This window comes from Burkholderia sp. AU38729, from assembly GCF_020419725.1.
Lineage (GTDB): Bacteria > Pseudomonadota > Gammaproteobacteria > Burkholderiales > Burkholderiaceae > Burkholderia.
Genome location: NZ_JAIZQO010000005.1, coordinates 201,809 through 225,091, shown reverse-complemented (window position 1 = coordinate 225,091; position 23,283 = coordinate 201,809). Strand labels below are relative to the sequence as shown.

Below are 23,283 nucleotides of genomic sequence, written 5' to 3'. Positions count from 1 at the left end.
GCAGAGTGTCAAGGAATTGGGACTCGATTGGCAAGCCGGATTTTTCATGATTGGCAGCCGGCTCAATTGGGGTGGCGGCGCTGCGAAGCGGGTTCGGCGGGTTGGCTGAGCGCCCCGCCAGTCGGGCGTTTGCGGCTGATTCCAGCATTCGGGGAGCGCGCGGTGACGCGACCGCGAGGACAGGGTCGGATCGCCCTCCGGCGACCCGACCTTCCGTCGAATTTGATTCCTTTCGTGCGTTAATGCGCAGCTTTATTCCACAGTCCGTTGCAATGCCGGCCGAGCGCCGGCGCGACGCGCCGGCACCGGCTGCCCGGCTCAGCCCGCGGCGCCGTATCCGCCGCCGCCCGGGGTTTCGACGACGAATACATCACCCGGCGCCATCTGCGCGCGGCCGATATGGTCGAGCGCCTCGACCGTGCCGTCCGCGCGCTCGATCGTGTTGCGGCCGAGCGCGCCGGCCTCCCCGCCCGCCGCGCCGAACGGCGCGTGGATCCGGTTGTTCGACAGGATCGACGCGGTCATCGGCTCCAGGAAGCGGATCCGCCGCACCGCGCCGTCGCCGCCGCGCCAGCGCCCGCCGCCGCCTGACCCGGCGCGGATCCGGTGCGAGTCGAGCCGCACCGGGTAGCGCCATTCGAGCACCTCCGGATCGGTGAGCCGCGAGTTGGTCATGTGCGTCTGCACCGCGCCGACGCCCGCGAACCCGTCGCCGGCGCCACTGCCGCCCGCAATCGTCTCGTAGTACTGGTAGCGATCGTTGCCGAATGTGAAGTTGTTCATCGTTCCCTGGCTCGACGCGACGCAGCCGAGCGCGCCGTACAGCGCGTTGGTGATCGCCGACGACGTTTCCACGTTGCCCGACACGACCGCCGCCGGATACTCGGGGTTCAGCATCGAGCGCGCGGGCACGATCACCGTGAGCGGCTTCAGGCAGCCGGCATTCAGCGGGATGTCGTCGCCGACCAGCGTGCGGAACACGTACAGCACGGCGGCCATGCACACGGCCTTCGGCGCGTTGAAGTTGTTGTCGAGCTGCGCGGACGTGCCCGTGAAGTCGATTTCCGCGCGCCGTGCCGCACGGTCGACGCGGATCGCGACGCGAATCTCCGCACCGTTGTCGAGCGGGTAGCGGTACGCGCCGTCCTGCAGCGCGCCGATCACGCGCCGCACGGCTTCTTCCGCGTTGTCCTGCACGTGCCCCATGAACGCGAGCACGACGTCGCGGCCGAACTGCGCGACCATCCGGCGCAATTCGTCGACGCCCTTCTGGTTCGCGGCGACCTGCGCGCGCAGGTCGGCCATGTTCTGCTCGACGTTGCGCGCCGGGTAGCGGCCCGATGCGAGCAGCGCGCGGGTTTGCGCATCGCGCAGCGTGCCGGCCGACACGAGCTGCCAGTTGTCGATCAGCACGCCCTCCTCGTCGATGTGGGTCGAATCGGGCGGCATCGAGCCCGGCGTCGTGCCGCCGATGTCCGCGTGGTGGCCGCGCGAGCCGACGTAGAACAGCGGCGTGTCCGAACCGTCCGCGAACACCGGCGTGATGACCGTCACGTCCGGCAGGTGGGTGCCGCCGTGATACGGGTCGTTCAGCATGAACACGTCGCCGTCGCGCATGCGGCCGCGGTTGCGCTCGATCACCGTGCGGATGCTCTCGCCCATCGAGCCGAGGTGCACGGGCATGTGCGGCGCGTTCGCGATCAGGTTGCCGTCGCCGTCGAAGATCGCGCACGAGAAGTCGAGGCGCTCCTTGATGTTCACCGAGTACGCGGTGTTCTGCAGCCGCAGCCCCATCTGCTCGGCGATCGACATGAACAGGTTGTTGAAGATTTCGAGCCGCACCGGGTCGGCGTCGGTGCCGAGCGAGCGGCGCGTCGGCAGCGGTGTCGTGCGCGTCAGCACGAGGTTGCCCTGCGCGGTCATCTGCGCGCGCCAGCCGGGCTCGACGACGGTCGTGCCGTTCTGCTCCGCGACGATCGCCGGGCCGTCGATCGCGTCGCCGGCCCGCAGCGTGTCGCGCACGTAGAGCGCCGCGTCGTGCCATTGGCCGCCGGAATGGAAGCGCACCGCGGAATGGGCGCGCAGTGCGGCATCGTCGCCGTTGCCCGCGTGGCGCGGCGCGAGCGGGGCGATCTCCACCGGCGCGTCGGAGCGGCCGATCGCCTCGACCGACGCGAGCTCGGCGACGAGCGGCGTGCCGGGCATCAGGAACGCGTAGCGCTGCCGGTACGCGGCCTCGAACGCGTGCTGCATCTCGGCGACGCTGCCGGCCGGCACGTCGAGCGCCGAATCGGTGCCCTGGTAGCGCAGGTGCACGCGCCGCTCGGTCGCGATCCGCTCCGGCGGCACGCCCTGTTCGAGCAGCGCGCCGACGGCCTCGTCGGCCAGCCGGTCGAGCGCGGCATTCAGCGCCGGCAATGAATCGTCGGACAACACCGCCTCGACCGCGCGCTCGCGCATCGCGGTCTGGTCGGCGAGGCCCATCCCGTATGCGGACAGCACGCCCGCGAGCGGATGCGCGAACACCTGCGTCATGCCGAGCGCATCGGCGACGCCGCACGCGTGCTGGCCGCCCGCGCCGCCGAACGTCGTCAGCACGTAGCGCGACACGTCGTGGCCGCGCTGCACGGAAATCTTCTTGATCGCGTTCGCCATGCTGCCGATCGCGATTTCCAGGAAGCCTTCGGCGAGCGCCTCGGGCGTCTCGCGCCGCCCGGTCGCTGCGTGAATCTCGTCGGCGAGCGCGGCGAACTTCGCGACCACGCCGTCGCGGTCGAGCGGTTCGTCCGCATGCGGGCCGAACACGCGCGGGAAATGATCGGGCTGGATCTTGCCGAGCATCACGTTGCAGTCGGTCACCGTCAGCGGGCCGCCGCGCCGGTAGGCCGCCGGCCCCGGGTTCGCGCCGGCCGACTCGGGCCCGACGCGCAGCCGTGCGCCGTCGAAGCCGAGCACCGAGCCGCCGCCCGCGGCCACCGTGTGGATGCTCATCATCGGCGCGCGCATCCGCACGCCGGCCACCTGCGTCTCGAACACGCGCTCGAACTCGCCGTGATAGTGCGACACGTCGGTCGACGTGCCGCCCATGTCGAAGCCGATCACGCGCTCGAAGCCGGCCGCCTGCGCGGCGCGCACCATCCCGACGATGCCGCCGGCCGGGCCCGACAGGATCGCGTCCTTGCCCTGGAACGCATCGGCGCGCGTCAGCCCGCCGCTGCTCTGCATGAACTGCAGGTTCACGCCCGGCATCTCGTGCGCGACCTGCTCGACATAGCGGCGCAGGATCGGCGACAGGTAGGCGTCGACCACCGTCGTATCGCCGCGCGATACCATCTTCATCAGCGGCGACACCTCGTGCGACACCGACACCTGCGTGAAGCCGATGCGGCGCGCCAGGTCCGCCAGCGCGCGTTCGTGCGCGGTGTAGCGATAGCCGTGGATCAGCACGATCGCGAGCGCGCGCACGCCCGAGTCGAACACGCGGCGCAGCGACGCCTCGGCGCCCCGCGCATCGAACGGCACGACGACGTCGCCGTGCGCGCCGATACGCTCGTCGATCTCGACGACGGTCTCGTACAGCGCATCCGGCAGCACGATGTCGAGATCGAACAGGCGCGGCCGGTTCTGGTACGCGATGCGCAGCACGTCGCGAAAGCCGCGCGTCGTCGCGAGCGCGGTGCGTTCGCCCTTGCGTTCGAGCAGCGCGTTGGTCGCCACCGTCGTGCCCATCTTCACCATGTCGACGCGCTCGGGCGTGATCGGCTCGCCGGCCGCGAGGCCGAGCAGGTGGCGAATCCCGGCCACGGCCGCATCGCGGTACTGCTCGGGGTTCTCGGACAGCAGCTTGTGCGTGACGAGCGTGCCGTCGGGCCGGCGCGCGACGATGTCGGTGAAGGTGCCGCCGCGGTCGATCCAGAATTGCCAGCGTGCGGCGTCGGACGGAACGGAGGAAAGGTGTCGGTCAGTCATGATGTCGGGTCGATGCGTCGTGGAATCGAGGGATGAGCGCCGCCGCACGGCGCGCGTCGCACGCCGTGTCGCGGGGTCGGTCAAGGGGGAAGAAAAACGACGGGCCGGCCGCCCGTGCCGCTTACGCGGCGTCGAGTTCGCGGCCGCGGGTCTCGGGCAGCGTCAGCGCGGCGACGATCACCACGCCGTACGCGGCCACCGCGAAGAGGCCGATGCTCGTGCCGAGCCCGTATTGCTTGGACAGCGCGCCGATCAGGAACGGGAACAGCGCACCGATCGCGCGGCCCACGTTGTAGCAGAAGCCCTGGCCGGAACCGCGCACGCGGGTCGGGAACAGTTCAGTGAGGAACGCGCCCATCCCCGAGAAGATGCCCGATGCGAAGAAGCCGAGCGGGAAGCCGAGCCACAGCATCGACGCGTTGGTCAGGTTCAGCGACGTGTACGCGAACGCGATCACCATCGAGCTCACCGCGAACAGGATGAAGTTCGGCTTGCGGCCCAGCCGGTCGGTCAGGTACGCGCTCGTCAGGTAGCCGACCCACGAGCCGAAGATGATCATCGCGAGATAGCCGCCGGTGCCCATCACCGTGAGGTGCCGCTCGGTCTTCAGGAAGGTCGGCAGCCACGTCGTGATCGCGTAGTAGCCGCCCTGCGCGCCGGTGGTCAGCAGCGCCGCGCGCAGCGTCGTCGTGATCAGCTTCGGCGCGAAGATCTCGGTGAGGCGCGGCGCATCGGCCACTTTCGCCTGCGCGGCCTTCTCCTTCTCGTAGACGTCCGGCTCCTTCACGTAGCGACGGATCGCGACGACCAGCAGCGCGGGCGCGAGGCCGACGAGGAACAGCGCGCGCCACGCCTGCTCGGCCGGCAGCACCGAGAACAGCAGCGCATACAGCAGCGCGCACAGCCCCCAGCCGATCGCCCAGCCCGACTGCACGAGGCCGACCGCCCTGCCGCGGTCGCGCGCGCGGATCACCTCGCCGATCAGCACCGCGCCGGCCGTCCATTCGCCGCCGAAACCGAAACCCATCAGCGCGCGCGCCGCGAGCAGCTGGTGGTAGTTCTGCGCGAGCCCGCACAGCGCGGTGAACACGGCGAACCACAGCACGGTGAGCTGCAGCGTGCGCACGCGGCCGATCCGGTCGGACAGGATGCCGGCGATCCAGCCGCCGGCCGCCGACGCGAGCAGCGTGATCGTGCCGATGAAGCCCGCGTCGGCGAGCGAGATGCCCCAGGTCGCGACGAGCGTCGGGATCACGAACGACAGCATCTGCGTGTCCATCCCGTCGAGCATGTAGCCGACCTTGCAGCTCCAGAACGCGCGGCGCTCGCGCGGCTGCGCGTCCCCGTACCACGAGAACAGGCCGTTACGCTCGGGGCTCGCGGGCTCCGCGGCGTGCGCCGCGAGGGTCTTGCTTTCCATGGTGGTACTCCTGTCGTTATGCGCCGTCGAATGATTGTCGCGCGTGCGGCGTGCCGTGCGGGTCGGGTTGTCGTCGTCCTGGCTCAGAACACGGCCAGCGACGCGTTCGTGATGTCGGTCATCAGCATGTGGCCGGGCGTATGCGCGATCGCGATCGGCAGCTTCGCGTCCATCAGCGCGGTTTGCGGCGTCACGCCGCACGCCCAGAACACCGGAAGCTCGCCGTCGCGGATCGTCACCGCGTCGCCGAATTCGGGGGCGTTCAGGTCGGCGATGCCCAGCTCGCGCGGATCGCCGAGATGGATCGGCGCGCCGTGCACGCCCGGAAACCGGCTCGTGATCTGCACCGCGCGAATCGCGTCGGCGCCGCGCATCGGCCGCATCGACACGACGAGCTGGCCGCCGAAGATCCCCGCGCGGCGATTCGGAATCGACGTGCGGTACATCGGCACGTTGCGCCCCTCCTCCACATGGCGCAGGCCGATGCCTTCGCGCGCCAGCATGTCCTCGAACGAGAACGAGCAGCCGATCGCGAACACGACGAAATCGTCGCGCCACAGTGCCTCCAGCGATTCGACGCGCTCGGTCAGGCGGCCGTCGCGGTAGACGTTGTAGCTCGGCACGTCGGTGCGGATGTCGAGATCCTCGCCGAGCACGTCGACCCGGAACGCGCCCGGTTCGCCGACGCCCAGCAGCGGGCAGGCTTTCGGGTTCGCCTGACAGAAGCGCAGGAAATCGTGCGCGAACGCGTCGGGCAGGATCGCGAGGTTCGCTTGCGCGTACGGGCCGCAGTGGCCGGCGGTCGGGCCGCGGAACGCGCCGTGACGCACGGACTGGCGGAATTCGGAAGGGGTCATGAGGTTCTGTCGCAGATCGGTGTGTCGTCGGGATGACGGTGCCGTGTCATCGGATACAGCGAAGAGTAGAAAAGAAAAAATTTTGTCGCCAACGAGTTTTTTTGCGCTTCGTGTATAGAATTTCTTAACGGATCTCGGGGTTTTCCCCGGCTCCGTTCACTTTTCCTCACCGGCAAAGTGCGCGCTCACCCTCCGTCCGACCGCCATGAACACGCGTTTTCTCGAAACCTTCGTCACGCTCGCGAAGCTGCGCAACTTCCGCACGACGGCCGCCGCGCTGCACGCGACGCCGGCCGCGATCTCGCAGCGCCTGAAAGCGCTCGAGGACGAACTGCAGACGGTACTCGTCGACCGCGACAGCCGCGAATTCCGGCTCACGCCGAACGGCGAATACCTGCTCGGCTATGCGAAGGCCGTGGTCGAGGCGACGCAGGAGCTGCAGGCCGCGGCCTCCGGCGAGCGCGCGCTGCGCGGCAAGCTGCGGCTCGGCGTGATCGAGACCGTCGTGCACAGCTGGCTGCCGCACTACATGCGGCGGCTGGCGGCCGACTATCCGCAGCTCGAGATCGACCTGACCGTCGACGTCAGCGTCGTGCTGCAGCGCCGGCTGATGGCCGGCGAGCTCGACCTGATCATCCGCGTGGAAGGCAGCGACGAGGCGTCGGTCGTGTGCGATGCGCTCGCGAACTACCCGGTGCGCTGGATCGCGCGCGCGGGGCTGCTGCCGAACACGCGCACGGGGCTCGCCAGGCAGGTGCTGCGGCAGCCGATTCTCACCTACGGGCGTGGTACGGCGCCGCATCGCGCGCTGGAGGATATCGTCCGCACGCTCGCGCATGCGCACGGCGTGCCGTTGTCGGACACGCGTATCACCGGGTCGCCGTCGATCTCGGTGATCGTGCAGCTCGTGCGCGACGGGTTTGGCGTGGCGGCGATTCCGGTGCTGTTCGTCGATGCGTTGATCGAAAGTGGTGAAGTCGTGGAGTTGCCGCTGCAGCCGTCGCCGCCGTCGATCGTCGTGTCGATGTCGCGGCGGGCCGATGCGCCGCGGTTCGTGCATGGCGCGTCGATTGCCGCGCGGGCGGCTTGTCACGAGTATTGCGAGAAGAGCAAGCGGTTGCTGGTTGAGGCGCTTTGATGCGGTGCAAGCCGGTGAATGGCCGGGCCGGGTATCCGGCACGCATTCGACATCGCGCGAATCACCCACACTCGCCTGCGACGCGTGCGCCCCATGCGTCGTGCATGCCGGGCATCGATCACCGCAAGGTCATCGACGCGCAGGCATCAGACAAGAATGCGATGTTTCCGATCTGGCGGCGTGCGGCTCGGGCTGAGCCGAAAGACAGCGAAACGCAACGCGCCGGCTGAATCCGTACCACGACAAAGTCGAAGGGCACGGCCACACCAACGCGCGGCCGTGCCCGAGTCACCCGGCATCAATCAGCCCGGGGCTCTGCTACTTCAGTGCGACCGCCCCGCCTCCGTCCCCGGCGCGAACTCGATCCCCCGCAGCACTTCCGCGAACTTCGCAGTCCGCAGCACCGCGAATTGCTCATGCGCGGCCGTCGCCGCGCTCGTGTTCTTCAACACGTCACGCACCGCCACCAGCCGGTTCGGATCCGCACCGACGTCGCCGTTGCCGCTGACGGTCGACGTAATCGCCCAGATCGTCACCGTGCCGTCGCGTTCGACGCGGCCCGTCAGGTTGCGCAGGCCGGCCGTCGCCGGTGCCCACGGCAGGCCCGTCGCCGAATTGTTGCCCGCCGGATAGCCGGCGACCGAATACGGCTGGCCGAGGTTCAACCCGTTCTGCAGCGTGTACGCGAGCTTCCACTGCTTCGTACCCGCGTCGTAGACCCACTTCTGCAGGCCCGCCGTCTTCTGCGCCGCGGCATGCGTGTACAGGTCCGCGCCGCCCGTGTAGCCATCGCCTTCGTCCGCGACATACAGCGTGTTCGCGTCGGCGAACCAGATCCCGAACGGATAGGCGAGCGTCGTCGCGGTCTTGTTCGGCGTGCTCGGGAAGCCGGCCAGCACGCACATGTTGTTCGGCAGGCCCGCCGTCTGAAGCGTGGCGGCGTTGTACGCGAGCGGCGCCGTCGGCAGCACGGCCTTCGGCGACGGCACGCCGACGCCCGACGGGCACGCGGTGCCGGTCGTATCGACGAAGTACACCGTGTTCACGCCGTTGCCGCCGCTACCCTTCGTGTAGTACACGACGTTGTCGTGCACCGCGATGCCGCGGAAGTTGTCGTCCTTGCCGATCTTGTCGGCCTTCGCGCCGAGTTCCGTGACCGAGAAGCTCGCGAGCGGCGTCGGCACGCCCGGATCCTGCTGCGCTTCGTGATGCTTCGCCCCGTCGATGAGCTGCGCGCCCGCGCCGAGGATCACGTTGTCCGGCTGCGGGTTCGCGCCGTTGCCGGCGTTGCCCGACGTGTAGTAGATCTCGCGGCCGTCGCGATTGTTCAGGATCGCCGCGCGGCCGTTGTTGCCGCTGTACGCGTTCGTCTCGGTGAAGCGGACATGCCCGTGGCGATCGATGCGCGCGATCGCGCGATAGAAGTTCTGCCCGTCCGGGTTGGTCGTATCGACCGCGAGCGGCGTGTTCGAGTTCGACACGTCGATCGCATTGACCGGCGCGACGTAGCCCATGAACGTCAGATAGCGGCCGTCGAGCGACAGGTGCAGGCCGAGTTCCGACTTCGAGCTGAAGCTCGTCACCAGCTGGTCGTGCGCGAAGCCTTTCTGCAGGCTGTTCGGCACTTCGAGCGTGCTGACGACACCACCGGCCGGCGTGATCTGGTCGAGGAAGATACGCGACGTGATGCCGAAGCTGCCGTCGTAGCGGTCGTTGTTCCACACGGTCGGATAGGTGCCGTCGTTCGGCGCGCCGGATGCCGCGCCGCATCCGCCGGTGGTCTTCGCGCAGTTCGGCGGCAGGATCGCGCCGGGCTGGACGTTGGCCGACACGTTGTCGTACACGCTGCGGCTGACGACCAGGAAGCCCGGCACGAAACCCGGCTCGAAACGGCTGTCGCCGTCGTTGTCGTGCGGGGCAGCGTGTGCGCCGATGCTCGCGGCAATCAGCGTCAGTGCGAAGACGGGAACGGTGCGATCGCGCAGCGCACGGCGGCGCTTCGCGGACAAGGCGAGATTCGGCATGGACAAGGCTCCGTACGACATCGAGTGAGGACGTTGTGGGTGGACAGACTGACGACGTGAAGCCCCGCCACCTTAGCCATGCTTGATGAAGAATTGATTGCACGCGATCCCGCGGAAACCCGCGTGAAAACACGGGCTGCCGCGCACGGCACCTTGTTATTGATCCGTAATGCGAAAGAAATGAATCAGACAGCAATTCGGGCGCACTGCCCCGCATGCGGCTGCGCGAGCTTGCCGTCGCCATACTCGCGCAACACTTTCGAAATCACGACGCGATAGCCGTCCAGCCAGCGCGCCTGTTTCGTCTTCGCCTCGAGATGCGCCGGGTGCTGCATCAACTGCTGCAGCGCCGCCTCCGACTCCCAGTAATAGACGTTCTGGATCAGCCCCGATGCTGCGTTCTCCCACGTCTCCTCGCCCAGATAGCCGGGCGTTGTGCGCGCCATGTCGGCGATCTGCCGGTCGAGCCGGTGGAATTCGTCGTCGTATTGCCCGGCACGGAAAATGAAGGTCGACGCGTACATGCCCGCTCCATCGAAAGCGATTGAAAGAGCGCAGATTGTAAGGCACGTGCGGCTGGCCGCTGTCGCTACGCGGCGAGCGTATCGAGGTCGGGCCGGTCGGCGAGCCACGCGTCGATGCGCGGTGCGTCCTCACGGATGCCGGCCGTGGGCGCCGGCATCGCGGCCAGGGCGTGCCGTGCCCGTTCAAGCGCCTGCGCGAAACCGCGCAACTCGCGCGTCGCGGGCCGGTCGTCGGCGTGCCGGCGCGCGAGTGCTGCTTCGATGTTCAATCCGATCAACGCGAGTTGCGCGTCGATGAACGCAAGGCAGCGTGCGCGGCAATGGGCTGATATCGAGGCGACGGCCAGCAGCACCGGCACGATCGACACGGTCAGATAGCCGCCGGGCGCAAGCCGCGACAGGGCATGCCGCACGTCCTGCCCGCCATCGGTCAACGATGCGAACACGGCATCCCGCCACACCGCGCGCTCGAACACGAGCGCATCGCGATACGCGTCGAGCGCCGCGCGGTCCGCGACCTCTCCGGCCGTCACCAGCGGAATCGGGAATGACGATTCAACGGACGATTGCGCGCTCGCCGTTTCGACGATGCAGTTCGCGCCGAGCCATCCCGCATCGTCGCGCCGCGCGGCCAGCACGCGCGACTGCAAGCGATCCGGCAGCATCGGATCGAGCGGCACCGCACGGCAGATCGACGGCTTGTCCGCATGCACGCTGCAGCGCCCGTCGTCGGCCAGGGCCGCGCAACGACCGAGCGACGGATAGTCGTAGCCTTGCAACGTCAGCGCGATCCAGTCGCTCCCCGCGCCACCGCTGCGATGAAACAACCGCGCCGACAGCGCATCGGAAGCCGCGACGTCGTCCGCATCGAGCGCGTGCTCGCGGCCGCCCGCACGCCAGCGCTCGCCGGTTCGCCGCGTCGGCACGCGGCGGATCGTCAGCACACCGACGAAGCGATGCCCGTGCCGGAACAGTTCGCGCAACGACAGCGTCGGTGCGCTGTTGCAGCAGCGTCCGCATGCGTTGCACGCGAGCAGCCAGGTGTCTACCACGGCCGTCGCACCGAATCCTGGTAGCGCGTGAGGATGAAGCGCGCGACGTCGTCCGAATGATACGCGGCGACGAGCTGCGTGACCCACGGCTTCGCGCGATCGGCCTCGCGCACCGTCAGCACGTTCGCATACGGCGAGCGCGCATCCTCGATGCTGATGCTGTCGCGTGCGGGTTGCAGCCCGGCATGCGCGGCATCGTCGCTGTCGATCGCGACGAACGCGGCCGAATCGAGCGCGGCATAAAGGCGATCGCGGCGCAGCGCGACGAGCTTCAGCCCGAGCCGGTTGCCGGTCACGTCGCGCAGCGTCGCACGCAGGCCGGCCCGCTCGCGCAGCGTCACCAGCGTGTCGTTCTGCAGCAGCACGAGCGCGCGCGCCATCCCGCGCGGATCGGCGGGAATCGCGACCGTCGCCCCGGGCTGCAGTTCGTTCAGGTTCTTCAGCTTGCGCGAATAGAGCGCCATCGGCAGCGTGACGGTCGGCGCGATTTCGGTCAGCGCGTAGCGTTTCTGCGCGCGCGTCGCGGCAAGCTGTTGCGCATCCTCGAAGCTGGCTGCGTCGATCCGGCCGTCGGCCAGCGCCGCGTCGATGCGCGATGCATCGTCGAATTCGACGACGTCGATGCCGAATCCTCGCGATGCGGCGACCCGCTTCACTTCGTCGAGGATCTGCGCATGTACGCCGCGCGTCACGCCGACGCGCACCGCCGGTGCGGCCGATTCGGCGGCCAAGGTCAAACCCGAATGAACGATTGCACACGCCGCCATCAGCCACGCGCCCACGCAAACCATGACGCGCTTCATGACGCATCCCTCAGAATCGTGCGAAATCCGATATGCGACGCGCCGAGATCGGCTTCCTGCTGTTCGCGCGACGACGCGCGATAGCGCACGCAGTAGTCGCGCGAGCACAGGAACGAGCCGCCCTTGATGACCATCGGCGTATCGTGCTTCCGCGTCGGCGGCGCGACGGCCACCGTGTCGCCGTTCGTATGCGACTGATGCGGGCCCGTGTACGTGTCCTTGGTCCATTCCCATGCATTGCCGATCATGTCGTAGAGCCGGAACCCGTTCGCCGCATAGCAGCCGACGGGCGCGAGCCCCGCATGGCCGTCCTCGGCCGTGTCGAGCACCGGGAACACGCCCTGCCAGTAGTTCGCGGCCGGCTTGCCCTGCGCGTCGCGCGGCGCCGCGTCGAGCGCTGCGTCGTCGCGGCCGGCCTTGCCCGCGTATTCCCACTCGGCTTCGGTCGGCAGGTCGCGGCCGAGCCAGCGCGCATACGCGAGCGCATCGCGCTGCGTGACGAGCGTGACGGGCAGGTTGCCGAGCCCGTCGATGCCGCTGCCCGGCCCGTGCGGATGACGCCACGACGCGCCCTTCACCCACGACCACCAGGCAAGATCGCGCGCGTTCATCTCGTCGCGCGTCGGCACATGGAACACGGCCGCCCCCTCCTGCTGCTCGGCCTCGGTCACGTAGCCGGTCGCCTGCACGAACGCGGCGAACTGCGCGATCGTCACGTCGGTCTGGTCGATCCAGAACCCGCCGACACGCGTGCGGCCGTCGCCCGCCGGGCGCTCGTCCGCATAGCCGCGCGTGCTGCCGAACACGAACGCGCCGCCGCGCAGGTGCACCATCCCGGCTTTCGGGTCGTCGCGCCATCCGGCCGGCAGCCCCGAATAACGCGCGCACTGTCGCTCCGAACCGAGCGGCGCGAGCGCGCGGCCGCGATTCGCGTCGTCGAAGGCGCCGCCCGCCGGCGCGACGGGATTCGCATAGCCGGCCGCGAATGCCGCTGCGAACAGCGTGCCGGCCAGCGCCGCGCCGATGGTCCAGAACCGGAACCGCATCGTGTCGCTCCCGGCTTCAGTAGTAGCCGCGCGGACGCAGCGGTTCGACACCGCCGACGTTGCTCATGTAGGTCTTCCACTGGTCGACGAGCGTGCTGATCACCGACGGGTTCTGCGCGGACACGTCGGTCGTCTCGCCGCGATCCGCCGCGAGGTCGTACAGCTGCCAGTGGCCGTCGAGCGGCCCGAGCGGCGGCTCGGTCCACAACGCCTTCCAGCGGCCGTCGGCGCTGCGCAGGTACGCGCGGCCGTACGCTTCGTCGCCGAACGGCGCGGTATGCACCTCGCCCGTCGCCGTGCCCGTCAGCACCGGCAGCAGCGACTGGCCGGTGACCGGATACACGTAGCGGTTGTTGTAGACGACCTTGCCCTTGTTCTGGTCGACGCCCGTCAGCGTGTTGACGAGCGGCGGCGCCGGCTGCGACGGCGGCGTGACGCCCGCGACCGCGAGGAACGTCGCCGTGTTGTCGGTCACGTGCGTGAACGCGCGCAGCGTCGGCAACTGCTGCGTCTGGCCCGGCAGGCGCACGATCGTCGGCGTCGAGACGCCGCCTTCGGCCGAATAGCCCTTCGTGAGCCGGAACGGCGACGCGCTAACTTCGGCCCAGCGCAACCCGTACTGCAGGCGCTGCGCGTTCTGCTTGCCGTTGTCGGTGCCGAGCGTCGAATAGATCGGGTCCTGCCCGTTCGCGGTATCGGTCGCCGTCGGGTCGGCGCCCGAATCGATCGGCCAGCCTTCCGCGCCGTTGTCCGACTGGAACATGATGAACGTGTTGTCGTATTCGCCGATGTCCTTCAGGTGCTGGATCAGCAGGCCGATGTTGTAGTCGAGGTTCTCGACCATCCCCGCATAGATCTCCATGTAGCGCGCCTGAGCCTTGCGCTCGGCCGGCGACAGGCTCGCCCACAGCTTGTCGACCTTGCCGGGGCCGTAGTCGCTGTAGCCGTCCGCGGCCGAATGCACCGCGCTGATGTACTTCGCGGCGGCCGTGCCGTTGTTCGCGGTCGCGGGCGACGCAGCCGTGGTTTCAGGCAGGCCGTCGAACGGCTTGAAATCGGCGGGGATCAGGCCGAGCGCCTTCTGCCGCGCGATCCGTGCGTTGCGGATCGCGTCGTAGCCGGCGTCATAGACGCCCGCGTACTTGTGCAGCCACGGCTCGGGCACCTGCAGCGGCCAGTGCGGCGACGTGTAGGCCGCGTACGCGAAGAACGGCTTGCCGTCGCGCTGGTTCGAATCGATGTACGAGATCAGCTTCTGCGTATAGAAATCGGTCGAATAGAACACGGCCGGGCTGCCGCCCGTGCCGCCCGGCTGCCCGGGCTGGCCAGGCTGCACGTAGCGGCCGTCTTCCGTGTAGTTCGACGAGCCGGCCGGCTCGTGCGCGAAGTGATTCGTCGCCGCGCCGCCGAGCAGCACGTAGCTGCGCTCGAAGCCCCACTGGTCGGGCGTCTGCCCGCTGCCCGTCGCGCTGCCGACGATCCCCGAGCCGATGTGCCACTTGCCCGCGATGTACGTGTGGTAGCCGGCATCCTTCAATAGTTGTGCGAACGACAGCGCACGGTCGTTCAGGTAGCCCTCGTAGCCGGGCAGCCCGCGCCGTTCGTCGGTCGGTACGCCCATCGTGCCTTCGCCGACGAGATGGTGGTCGGTGCCGGACACCAGCATCGCGCGCGTGATCGCGCAGACGGTGCCCGTGTGATGGTTCGACAGGATGCGGCCCGACGCGACGAGCGCGTCGAGGTTCGGCGTGTTGATCTCGCCGCCGAATGCATGGATGTCGGAATAGCCGAGATCGTCGGCCATGATGTACAGGATGTTCGGGCGTTTCGCGGCCAGCGGCGGCGGGGTGTTCGTCTGGGACGACGGCGAACCGCTGTCGACGCCGCCGCACGATGCAAGCGACAGCGCGCCGGCAATCGCGGCGCAGACGACACGGAAACGAAAGGCATGCAACGGCGACGCGGACTTTTTCATTGTTCTGGAACGCTCGATCTACGGGATCGGCGATCTTAGCGTCGCGTGCGCGGCACCCAAAGTCCGATTCGTCACATGCTAACGGGGTGGCGGAATATGCGCGCAAACAGAATACCCGCCATCAGCGCGCACACATATGCGCGAGCGCGATGCGCGCCGACACCGGCGCGCGGGCATCGTCGCGAGCACCGGAACCCTGCGCTTTTCATCGGACGATTCCACGTGCGTAACGGCACGTTACGTCGTGTCGTTACGGCCGAACCCGTAGCAACACGTTACGTTTTCTCCGCGTCAGCATCGCGAGGAATTTCCAAATCACGATTTTCAGAAAATATCGTCTGATTAAACTGTAATACTCCATTTATAAAAGAAAGCTTGTTAATGAATATCCAACTCGCAAACGTTTTACGCGACGAAAATATGCGATTAAAAAATTAGACGAATAACGACTTAACAAAATATACCGTTTAAAACAACGGCAGGCATGCCTCTTGCTGACTCCCCCCACCATGTGCCGCGTTCGACCAGGAACGAATAACCCGAAAATCGGGCGGGGCCTTATTTCGTACAAATGATTCCGGGGTCGGGGAAATGGTATCGAGCGCAAGCAGGCGATTGGCCTGGGGGGCCGTGACGTGTCTGTCGCTATTCGCGACGGCGCGCGCGCAGGCACAAGACACCGTCGACGCACCGCCTGCCGCGGCGGTGAATGGCGGCCATCCGATTGCGCCGCCCTCGACGCTGCTGAACGCCGAACGCGTCCTTGAAGCACCGAAGCCCGCGCCCGGCGCGGGCCCGGCCGCGGCGAAGCCGGCCGCCGGCGCCGCGTCGGCCGGTGCCCGGGCCGCCGCCCGCCGCGCCCTTCCGGAAGACCAGCTCGGCGGCACGGTCACGACCGATGCCGTGACGCTCGCCGGCCGTGATTTCTATACCTACTTCTCGCAGACGTGGTCGGAAATCCCGCTGAGCGAGCGCTACATGGTCGCCATTCACGAACGTCCGTCCGGGCGTTACGGCAGCCTGATCTGGGTCGAATTCCAGCAAAAGCGCGTATTCCAGACTTTCCTGCCGATCGCACGCGCAAACGTCAAGGCCGTGGCCGAAAGCGCCGCCAGTATTTCCTTTCAGACCGTCATTCAGGACGATCTGTCGAATTTGCTGTTTCCCGATTCGGATCTGGCCAAAGACGAAATTTAATCGATTAATCAAAAACGGGGGTTGGAGAAAATGAATCGAATCAGATTGAGCGTGCTCGCGCTGGTCGCGATGACCGCGGTGTCGCCGTATGCGTGGTCGTCGACGCTGGTTTATCAGCCGAACAACCCGAATTTCGGCGGCAACCCGGCAAACGGTCCCAACCTGCTCAACGAGGCCAACGCGCAGAACAAGCATACGGATCCGTCGCTGTCGGCCTTTTCATCGCCGACGTCCACGTCATCGCTCGACCAGTTCAACGCGCAGTTGCAGCAGGCGATCCTGTCGCGCGTCGCCGGCTCGGTGACGAACTCGATCGTCGGCACCAACGGCGAGCTCAAGCCGGGGACGATCAGCACGGGCAACTTCACGATCGTCGTGAGTGCGGCCGGCAACGGCAACCTGCAAGTGACGACCACCGACAAGACGACGGGTGCGACCTCGACGTTCATCGTCAGCAACGGCCAATAAATCAAAAAACGACTGAGCGAATCATGAAAAAAAATGCTGAACGCACACGCTTGAACACGGGGACGACACGGATCGCCATGGGCGCGCTGTTGCTGCTGTCGCTGGTCGGCTGCGTCACGCGGCCGATGCCGGCCTTGAGCAACGCGACGCTGACGCCGCCGACGCGCACCACGCGCGACCTCACGCACCTGCCGCCGCCGAAGGGCAAGATCGTCGCGGCCGTGTACGGCTTTCGCGATCTGACGGGGCAGTACAAGGCCTCGCCGGACAGCTCCTTCTCGTCGCAGGTCACGCAGGGCGGCGCGTCGTTCCTCGTCAAGGCGATGCGCGACTCCGGCTGGTTCACGCCGGTGGAACGCGAGAACCTGCAGGACCTGCTGACCGAACGCAAGATCATGCGCGCCACCGACGGCGCGGATGCGAAGAAGGCGCAGAACGATGCGATGGCGCCGCTGATGCCCGCGAACATCGTGCTCGAGGGCGGCATCGTCGGCTACGACACGAACGTCCGGACCGGCGGGGCCGGCGTCGCGTACCTCGGGATCAGCGGGTCGACGCAATACCGGATCGACCAGGTCACGGTCAACCTGCGCGCGATCGACATCCGCACGGGCCAGGTGCTCAACAGCGTGTCGACGACCAAGACCGTCTACTCCTATCAGGTCGACACGGGCATCTATCGCTTCGTCGGCTTCAAGGACCTGCTGCAGGCGGAAGCCGGGCTGACACGTAACGAACCCGCGCAGATCTGCGTGAACGAAGCGATCGAATCGGCGCTCACGCACCTGATCGTCCAGGGGGTCGCGAATCAGACCTGGGTGCTGAAGAACGACCAGGACTGGTACGACCCGACGATGCAGCGGTATCTGCAGGAAGACCGGAAATACGCGCAGGACATGGAGGACGCGAACACCGCGTACGACCCGCAGAAGATCGATCGCTCGGGCGTGTCCACTCATTAACCGGCATCAGGCCGGCCAGCGGAGAAAACAGGATGAATCGACACCATGATCGAAACGGGCGCGCCCGCGTGGCATGGCAGGCGCTCGCGACCGTGTGGGCAGCGGCCGCCATGCAGGCAGCGTGTGCGGCACCCGTGCCGCTCAACGATCTCGGCCCGCCCGAACCGGCATTCGACTACAGCGGCAACATCGTCGCGGTGCGCCAGAGCGGTGTCGGCAATGCCGCGTCGCTGGACCAGGCCGGCCACAGCGGTGCGCTGATCTGGCAGGCCGGCGACGGCAACGCGATCGTCGCGCGGCAGGCCGGCGCGCAGAACTGGATCGCGGCGTCGCAGGCCGGCGTCGGCAACAAGCTGAATGCGACGCAGCGCGGCAACGGCAACACGTTGCAGGTGCAACAGAACGGCGCCGGCAATTCGGTCGACTCGACGCAGGTCGGCACGTCGCTGTCGGCGCGCGTCACGCAGAACGGCAGCAACAACGCGGTGAACCTCGTGCAGGGCGGATCGAACGCCGGCATCCAGGTGATCCAGACCGGCAACGGTGCGCGCGCGACGGTGCTGACGCGGTAACGGTGACGCAGTTTGCAGGTGCTTTGCTTCAAGTGGTGTGAGGTGTGGGACGTGAGAGCGTCCTCAATTGGCGGGGGTGCCGGCAAAGACCCACTTTTCCGGCGAATTTTCTTTCGAATCAGGAGCAACAAATGAAGGTGACCAAGTCTGCAATCGCAATCGCAGTGCTGATGCTCGCATCGGCTGCGGCACAGGCCGATTCGTCGGGTAACAACGTGACCGTCGGGCAAACCGGTAGCTTCAACTCGGCAACCGTCGAACAGACGGCGACGAGCGGTGATTCGGTGTCGATCAACCAGTCGGCAGCCGGCGACGATCCCCGTTACGGGTTCGTCGCCAACGTGACGACCGTGGGCGGCAGCGGCGACACGACGGTGATCCAGCAGAACTCCTGGTGGGCGGAGCCGTATTCGAGCGTGAACGTGTCGCAGACGGGCACGTCGCATGAGCGGAACTATGTGACGCAGTCCGGTGGCGGCGACTTCTCGGCGACCATCACGCAGACGACGTCGGCCTACACGGGCGGCCCGCAATACGACACCAACACGATCAACCAGTACAGCTATATCGACAGCGCGTCGATCTCGCAGCAGGGCGGCGGCTGGAACGCGGTGACGATCAACCAGGGCTCGCCGAGCCAGTCGGCGATCGGCAACAACGCGACCGTCGCGCAGACGGACACGGTCGGCAACACCGTCGGCATCACGCAGACCGGCAACAACGGCACCGCGAACGTCCAGACGACCTGGGGCGGCGGGAACGCGACGTCGATCACGCAAACGGGCGGCACGACCAACGCCAGCGTGACGCAGTTCGCCGAGATTGGCGACCAGGTCACGACGACCCAGAGCGGCACCGAAACCGCCACCGTGAATTCGTCGTTCGGCGGCGGCAACTCGACGACGATTTCGCAATCGGGCGGCGTGAGCGGCAACAACGCAGCGGTGCACCAGCTCGCGGCGGCCGGCAACGCGACGTCGATCACGCAGACCGCCGACGGCAACAACGCCACGGTCAACCAGTGGTTCGAGTCCGGCGACAGCGCGACGATCAACCAGTCGGCCGCATCGAACAACGCAACGATCACGCAGCAGTACGGTTACGGCAACGGCGCGTCCATCACGCAAACGGCCGCGTTCAACACGGCGTCGATCACGCAGAGCAGCTCGAACGGTTCGACGGCATCCATCACGCAGGCTTCGGCGGACAACGTGGCGTCGGTGACGCAGTCGGCATCGGGTTCGTCAACGACGGTGAGCCAGTCGGGCGACATCGGCAACTACGCCAATGCGTCGCAGACGGGTGCGGATGACCTGCTGAGCCTCTCGCAAACCGGTGGCTTCAACATCATCAACGCGTCGCAAGTGTCGGGCACGGGCAACCAGGGCTACGTGACGCAGATCGGCTACAGCAACAATGCCACGCTGCTGCAGCAAGGCAACGGCAACTACGCGAGCATCAGCCAGACGGGCGCCTTCAACACCGCATCGATCAAGCAGCACTGAGCACCGCCGGTGTAACGAAAAGGCCGGACGGTTGCCCGTTCGGCCTTTTTTTTCATTCGACAGGGGACGATCATGGTCGGCATTCACGATCTCAACGCCTATTTCGACATCGCCGCCAGTGCCGGCGGCGTGAACATCGTGCCGCACGTGCGGGCGGCCGCGCCGGTCGACGTGTCGTACAGCCTGCGCATTACCAAAACCGGCGGCGCCGGCTCGGCCTCGCTCACACGCTCCGGCGAATCGCGGCTCGCCGGCGGCGAGGATCAACCGCTTGCGACGCTGCGGCTGAGCGTCGATTCGGGCGACATCTGCACGGCGACGCTGGTATTGCACGTCAATGGCGAGCACGCGGAGTATTCGGTGGACTGCAATCCGCATCGGGCCGCGAATTGAGCCGGCGCGGCGCGAGCCTGTCGCGAACGCCGCACCGCGCCCGCCTCAATCATCCGACGCCAGCATGCGCGGTATCTCGTCGACGAGCGCATCGATGACCACGCGCACCTTCGACGGCACCTGGCGCGAGGCCGGCCGCACCGCGAACACTTCGGCGCCCGACACGCTGTTGCTGTCCATCACGAGCGCGAGGCGGCCGTCGCGCAGGTAAGGCGCCATCAGCCAGCACGGCAGCCACGCGAGGCCCGCGCCGGCGGCGGCCGCATCGGCGATCGCCTGCAGGTCGTCGAGCCGCAGGCGGCCGGCCGGGCGATGGTCGTGCACCGCGCCGTCCGCGCCGAGAACCCGCCACGGCGTCGGTTGCCCGCCGCGCGAATACGCGATGCCGACGTGCGACGCGAGCGCGTCGAGCCCCGCCGGCCGGCCATGACGGTCGAGATACGCGGGCGACGCGCAGATCCCCATGCGCTGCACGCCGAGCTTGCGGCCGACGAGCGCGCTCGTGTCGGCCAGCTCGCCGATGCGCACCGCGATGTCGAAGCCGTCGTTCACCAGGTCGGCCACGCGGTCGCTGAACGACACGTCGATCTCGAGCCGCGGATGGCGCTCGACGAGGCGCCGCATCACGGGCGCCACGCATTGCCGCCCGAACAGCACCGGCACGCTGACGCGCAGCCGCCCCGCCGGCTCGCGTTGCCCCGCGTCGAGCGCGGCCTCCGTCTCGCCGAGTTCGGCCAGCAGCCGCCGGCATTGCTCGTAATAGACGAGCCCTTCGTCGGTCAGGCCGAGCTGGCGGGTCGTGCGCTGCAGGAGCCGCGCGCCGAGGCGGCGTTCCAGCCGCGCGACGACCTTCGCGACGGCCGAGCGCGTGACGCCGAGCCGCAGCGCGGCCGCCGCGAAGCTGCCCGACTCCACCACGTCGACAAATTCGGCCACGCCTCTCAGCCGCTCGTCCATGCGATTCCGCTCCAGTTGGGTCACAGGGTTGTGTCCACACAGGCGACAGTCGTCGGCCGAATTCTCGCCAATGCGTCCGCGTGCGCAACACTATGATAGTCCGCTCTATCTCGAAAAGGAGTCGACATGCACGCATGGCAAGTGAAACCGGGCGACGGCGCGGCCGGGCTTCGGCGCATCGACGCGACACGCCGCGCGGTCGGGCCGACCGACGTCGTCGTGAAGATCCATTCCGCCGGCCTGAACTACCGCGACCTGATGTTCGCGCGCGGCGACTATCTCGGCATCGGCACGGACGCGCTGATCCCGGTGGCCGACGGCGCCGGCGAAGTCGTCGAAACCGGCCGCGACGTCACGCGCTTCAAGCCGGGCGATCGCGTGATCAACACGTACTTCCCGCACTGGATCGACGGGCCGCCCACGCCGCGGAAAGTCTCGGGGTCGCCCGGCGCGCAATTCGACGGCGTGCTGGCCGAACATTTCGTGTCCGACGAAGCCGCGCTGGTCGCGATTCCCGCGCATCTGAACTACGACGAGGCGGCGACGCTGTCGTGCGCCGGGATTACCGCGTGGAACGCGCTGTTCGCCGACGGCGGCCTGCGGCCGGGCGCGACCGTCGTGCTGCTCGGCACCGGCGGCGTGTCGATCGTCGCGCTGCAGCTCGCGCATGCGGCGGGGCTGCGCACGATCGTCACGTCGTCGAGCGATGCGAAGCTCGAGCGCGCGCGCGCACTCGGTGCGGACGCCACCATCAACTATCGCGCGACGCCCGAATGGCAGCACGAAGTGCTGCGGCTCACCGGCGGCGCGGGGGCGGATCTGGTCGTCGAGGTCGGCGGCAAGGATACGCTGCCGCGCTCGGTCGCCGCGACGAAGCTGGGCGGCATCGTGTCGGTGATCGGCGGCCTCAGCAGCTTCGCCGGCCCCGAACTCGGGCTGCTGTCGCTGATCGGCGGGATCCGGCAGTTGCACGGGATCATGGTCGGCAGCCGCGCGATGCTCGACGATGTCGTGCGGCTCGTCGACGCGAAGCAGATCCGGCCGGTGGTCGATCGCGTGTTCGGCTTCGACGAGGCGCCGCAGGCGTATGCCTATCTGCAGTCGGGGCAACACTTCGGAAAGGTCGTGATCCGCGTTGCGCAGTAAGCGCGTCGAGGCGGCGGGTCGCTCGGCCCGCCGCCTCTTCCGTCATCGCACTCAGAACTTGTGACGGATCCCCGCGTGAACCATCAGCTGCTTCGAGGTCGACGACAGGTCCGCCGCGCCGGGAACATAGGCCTGGTCGAGCGACGAGCCCGTCGCGTCGCCCGCGATCCGCTGGTACGCGCCCATCAGGTACACGTCCGTGCGCTTCGACAGGCTGTAGTCGGCCATCAGCCCGAGCGAATGGATCTTCGGCTTCGCGCTGCCCGTCGTCGCGTCGTAGCGCACCGTCGTGTACACGTACTGCGCCCCGACGAACAACGCCGGCGTGAACTGGTATTTGCCGTTCACCTCGAAGTTCTGGTACTTGATCGACGACACCGTGCCCCCCGCGAGCGGGCCGGTCACCGGCTCGATCGTTTCGTCGCCGAACAGGTAGCCGACGTTCGCGGTCGGCCGCGTGACGTTGCTGTTCGTGTACGCGAACCCGACCGTCGCGGGCCCGGCCGTGTAGTTGATGCCCGCACCGAAGATCCGCAGCCGCGCCGACGCAAAGTTCGCATCGGCGCCGACCGATCCCGAGCCGGCGATCGCGCCGCCCGCCGTGGCGCCCGGGTTGTCCGCATTCAGGAAGGCTGCGCCGACCAGCAAGCCGCCCTGCTCGTACTGCGCGCCGACGCTCCACTGCCGGTTGTTCGCGAAGCCCGTGTCGTTGCTGAAGCTGTATGTGCCGCCGAACGAGAAGCCGGCGAAATCCGGGCTCGCATACTTCACCGTGTTGTTCACGCGGAACGTGTTGCCGGTGTTGTCGTTGTCGAGCGGATGCGAGAACGGGTAGACGCCCCAGCTTCCGTTCGCGGTCGTCGGCGCGAGATAGTCGACCACCGCATCGTATTGCCGGCCGAGCGTCAGCGTGCCGAACCGCGCGCTGCCGAGCCCGACGTACGCCTGCCGCCCGAACATGCGGCCGCCCTGCGCGAGCGTGCCGTTGTTCACGTTGAAGCCGTTCTCGAGCTGGAACAGCGCGCTGTAGCCGCCGCCCAGATCCTCGGTGCCCTTCAGCCCCCAGCGGCTGCCTTGCGCGAAGCCGCTTGCCATCTGCCACGCGCTGTGGCCGCCGACGTTGTTCGTGTAGTCGATGCCCGCATCGACGAGGCCGTACAACGTGACGCTGCCTTGCGCGAATGCGAGCGCGGGCGCCGCACACAGCGCCGGGACCGCGACGAAAGCCAATCTCCAGTTCATTCGTTTTCCTTATTTATCGTTTCGTGACTGCCC

20 protein-coding genes are annotated in these 23,283 nt (G+C 67.7%); 9 read left to right on the top strand and 11 right to left on the bottom strand.

Annotation, left to right across the window (positions count from 1 at the left end; translation table 11 throughout):
• Positions 1-318: 318 nt before the first annotated feature.
• The 3 genes from LGM56_RS15555 to LGM56_RS15545 all read right to left on the bottom strand — a co-directional run bounded on the left by LGM56_RS15555 (position 319) and on the right by LGM56_RS15545 (position 6,246).
• The gene (locus LGM56_RS15555; RefSeq protein ID WP_226205521.1) at positions 319-3,969 is read right to left on the bottom strand and encodes a hydantoinase B/oxoprolinase family protein; all 3,651 of its coding nucleotides are present in this window, start codon (positions 3,967-3,969) and stop codon (positions 319-321) included.
• A 121-nt stretch (positions 3,970-4,090) separates the two neighbouring features.
• Complete coding sequence (locus LGM56_RS15550; protein ID WP_226205519.1) at positions 4,091-5,389, bottom strand: MFS transporter; 1,299 nt, start codon at positions 5,387-5,389, stop codon at positions 4,091-4,093.
• An 83-nt stretch (positions 5,390-5,472) separates the two neighbouring features.
• Entirely contained in the window at positions 5,473-6,246 is a 774-nt protein-coding gene (locus LGM56_RS15545) for a putative hydro-lyase (protein ID WP_089497681.1), read from the bottom strand.
• 205 nt (positions 6,247-6,451) lie between these two features.
• On the opposite strand from LGM56_RS15545, the gene LGM56_RS15540 reads away from it, so the two are divergent.
• Positions 6,452-7,384 (top strand): LysR family transcriptional regulator, encoded by a 933-nt coding sequence (locus LGM56_RS15540; protein ID WP_089428277.1) that lies wholly within the window; start codon positions 6,452-6,454, stop codon positions 7,382-7,384.
• A gap of 104 nt (positions 7,385-7,488) precedes the next feature.
• Positions 7,489-7,614 (top strand): hypothetical protein, encoded by a 126-nt coding sequence (locus tag LGM56_RS36785; protein ID WP_256990131.1) that lies wholly within the window; start codon positions 7,489-7,491, stop codon positions 7,612-7,614.
• 93 nt (positions 7,615-7,707) lie between these two features.
• Here the strand turns inward: LGM56_RS36785 and LGM56_RS15535 are convergent, their stop codons facing one another.
• The 6 genes from LGM56_RS15535 to LGM56_RS15510 all read right to left on the bottom strand — a co-directional run bounded on the left by LGM56_RS15535 (position 7,708) and on the right by LGM56_RS15510 (position 14,808).
• Positions 7,708-9,408 carry a hypothetical protein gene (locus LGM56_RS15535; protein ID WP_226205516.1) on the bottom strand — a complete coding sequence of 567 codons (1,701 nt, stop codon included), beginning with the start codon at positions 9,406-9,408 and terminating at the stop codon, positions 7,708-7,710.
• 185 nt (positions 9,409-9,593) lie between these two features.
• Positions 9,594-9,932: an antibiotic biosynthesis monooxygenase family protein gene (locus tag LGM56_RS15530; protein ID WP_089497683.1), complete on the bottom strand. Its 339-nt coding sequence runs from the start codon at positions 9,930-9,932 to the stop codon at positions 9,594-9,596.
• A 65-nt stretch (positions 9,933-9,997) separates the two neighbouring features.
• Positions 9,998-10,984 carry a YkgJ family cysteine cluster protein gene (locus tag LGM56_RS15525; protein WP_226205514.1) on the bottom strand — a complete coding sequence of 329 codons (987 nt, stop codon included), beginning with the start codon at positions 10,982-10,984 and terminating at the stop codon, positions 9,998-10,000.
• Complete coding sequence (locus LGM56_RS15520) at positions 10,978-11,787, bottom strand: MetQ/NlpA family lipoprotein (protein WP_089497685.1); 810 nt, start codon at positions 11,785-11,787, stop codon at positions 10,978-10,980. The genes LGM56_RS15525 and LGM56_RS15520 overlap by 7 nt, the downstream gene beginning before the upstream one ends.
• On the bottom strand, positions 11,784-12,833 hold the full coding sequence (locus LGM56_RS15515) for a formylglycine-generating enzyme family protein (protein WP_226205512.1): 1,050 nt from the start codon (positions 12,831-12,833) through the stop codon (positions 11,784-11,786). The genes LGM56_RS15520 and LGM56_RS15515 overlap by 4 nt, the downstream gene beginning before the upstream one ends.
• Positions 12,834-12,849: 16 nt before the next feature.
• Entirely contained in the window at positions 12,850-14,808 is a 1,959-nt protein-coding gene (locus tag LGM56_RS15510; protein ID WP_226205510.1) for an arylsulfatase, read from the bottom strand.
• A gap of 630 nt (positions 14,809-15,438) precedes the next feature.
• Here LGM56_RS15510 and LGM56_RS15505 point away from each other — a divergent pair.
• The 6 genes from LGM56_RS15505 to csgH all read left to right on the top strand — a co-directional run bounded on the left by LGM56_RS15505 (position 15,439) and on the right by csgH (position 19,905).
• On the top strand, positions 15,439-16,005 hold the full coding sequence (locus LGM56_RS15505) for a CsgE family curli-type amyloid fiber assembly protein (protein WP_179254920.1): 567 nt from the start codon (positions 15,439-15,441) through the stop codon (positions 16,003-16,005).
• A 30-nt stretch (positions 16,006-16,035) separates the two neighbouring features.
• Positions 16,036-16,473, top strand: a complete 438-nt coding sequence (locus tag LGM56_RS15500) for a curli assembly protein CsgF (RefSeq protein ID WP_226205508.1) — start codon at positions 16,036-16,038, stop codon at positions 16,471-16,473.
• A gap of 77 nt (positions 16,474-16,550) precedes the next feature.
• On the top strand, positions 16,551-17,435 hold the full coding sequence (locus LGM56_RS15495; RefSeq protein ID WP_226205506.1) for a CsgG/HfaB family protein: 885 nt from the start codon (positions 16,551-16,553) through the stop codon (positions 17,433-17,435).
• Positions 17,436-17,467: 32 nt separating this feature from the next.
• Positions 17,468-18,007 carry a hypothetical protein gene (locus LGM56_RS15490; RefSeq protein WP_226205504.1) on the top strand — a complete coding sequence of 180 codons (540 nt, stop codon included), beginning with the start codon at positions 17,468-17,470 and terminating at the stop codon, positions 18,005-18,007.
• Between the two features lie 131 nt (positions 18,008-18,138).
• Positions 18,139-19,512, top strand: coding sequence for a beta strand repeat-containing protein (locus tag LGM56_RS15485; protein WP_226205502.1), 1,374 nt, complete (start codon positions 18,139-18,141; stop codon positions 19,510-19,512).
• Between the two features lie 72 nt (positions 19,513-19,584).
• Positions 19,585-19,905 (top strand): curli-like amyloid fiber formation chaperone CsgH, encoded by a 321-nt coding sequence (gene csgH / locus LGM56_RS15480; RefSeq protein ID WP_089497692.1) that lies wholly within the window; start codon positions 19,585-19,587, stop codon positions 19,903-19,905.
• A gap of 45 nt (positions 19,906-19,950) precedes the next feature.
• Here the strand turns inward: csgH and LGM56_RS15475 are convergent, their stop codons facing one another.
• Complete coding sequence (locus LGM56_RS15475) at positions 19,951-20,862, bottom strand: LysR family transcriptional regulator (RefSeq protein WP_089428290.1); 912 nt, start codon at positions 20,860-20,862, stop codon at positions 19,951-19,953.
• Between the two features lie 126 nt (positions 20,863-20,988).
• On the opposite strand from LGM56_RS15475, the gene LGM56_RS15470 reads away from it, so the two are divergent.
• Positions 20,989-22,008, top strand: coding sequence for a zinc-dependent alcohol dehydrogenase family protein (locus tag LGM56_RS15470; protein WP_226205500.1), 1,020 nt, complete (start codon positions 20,989-20,991; stop codon positions 22,006-22,008).
• 51 nt (positions 22,009-22,059) lie between these two features.
• On the opposite strand, the gene LGM56_RS15465 is transcribed toward LGM56_RS15470, so the two are convergent.
• Positions 22,060-23,250, bottom strand: a complete 1,191-nt coding sequence (locus tag LGM56_RS15465; RefSeq protein WP_226205498.1) for a porin — start codon at positions 23,248-23,250, stop codon at positions 22,060-22,062.
• Positions 23,251-23,283 lie beyond the last annotated feature (33 nt).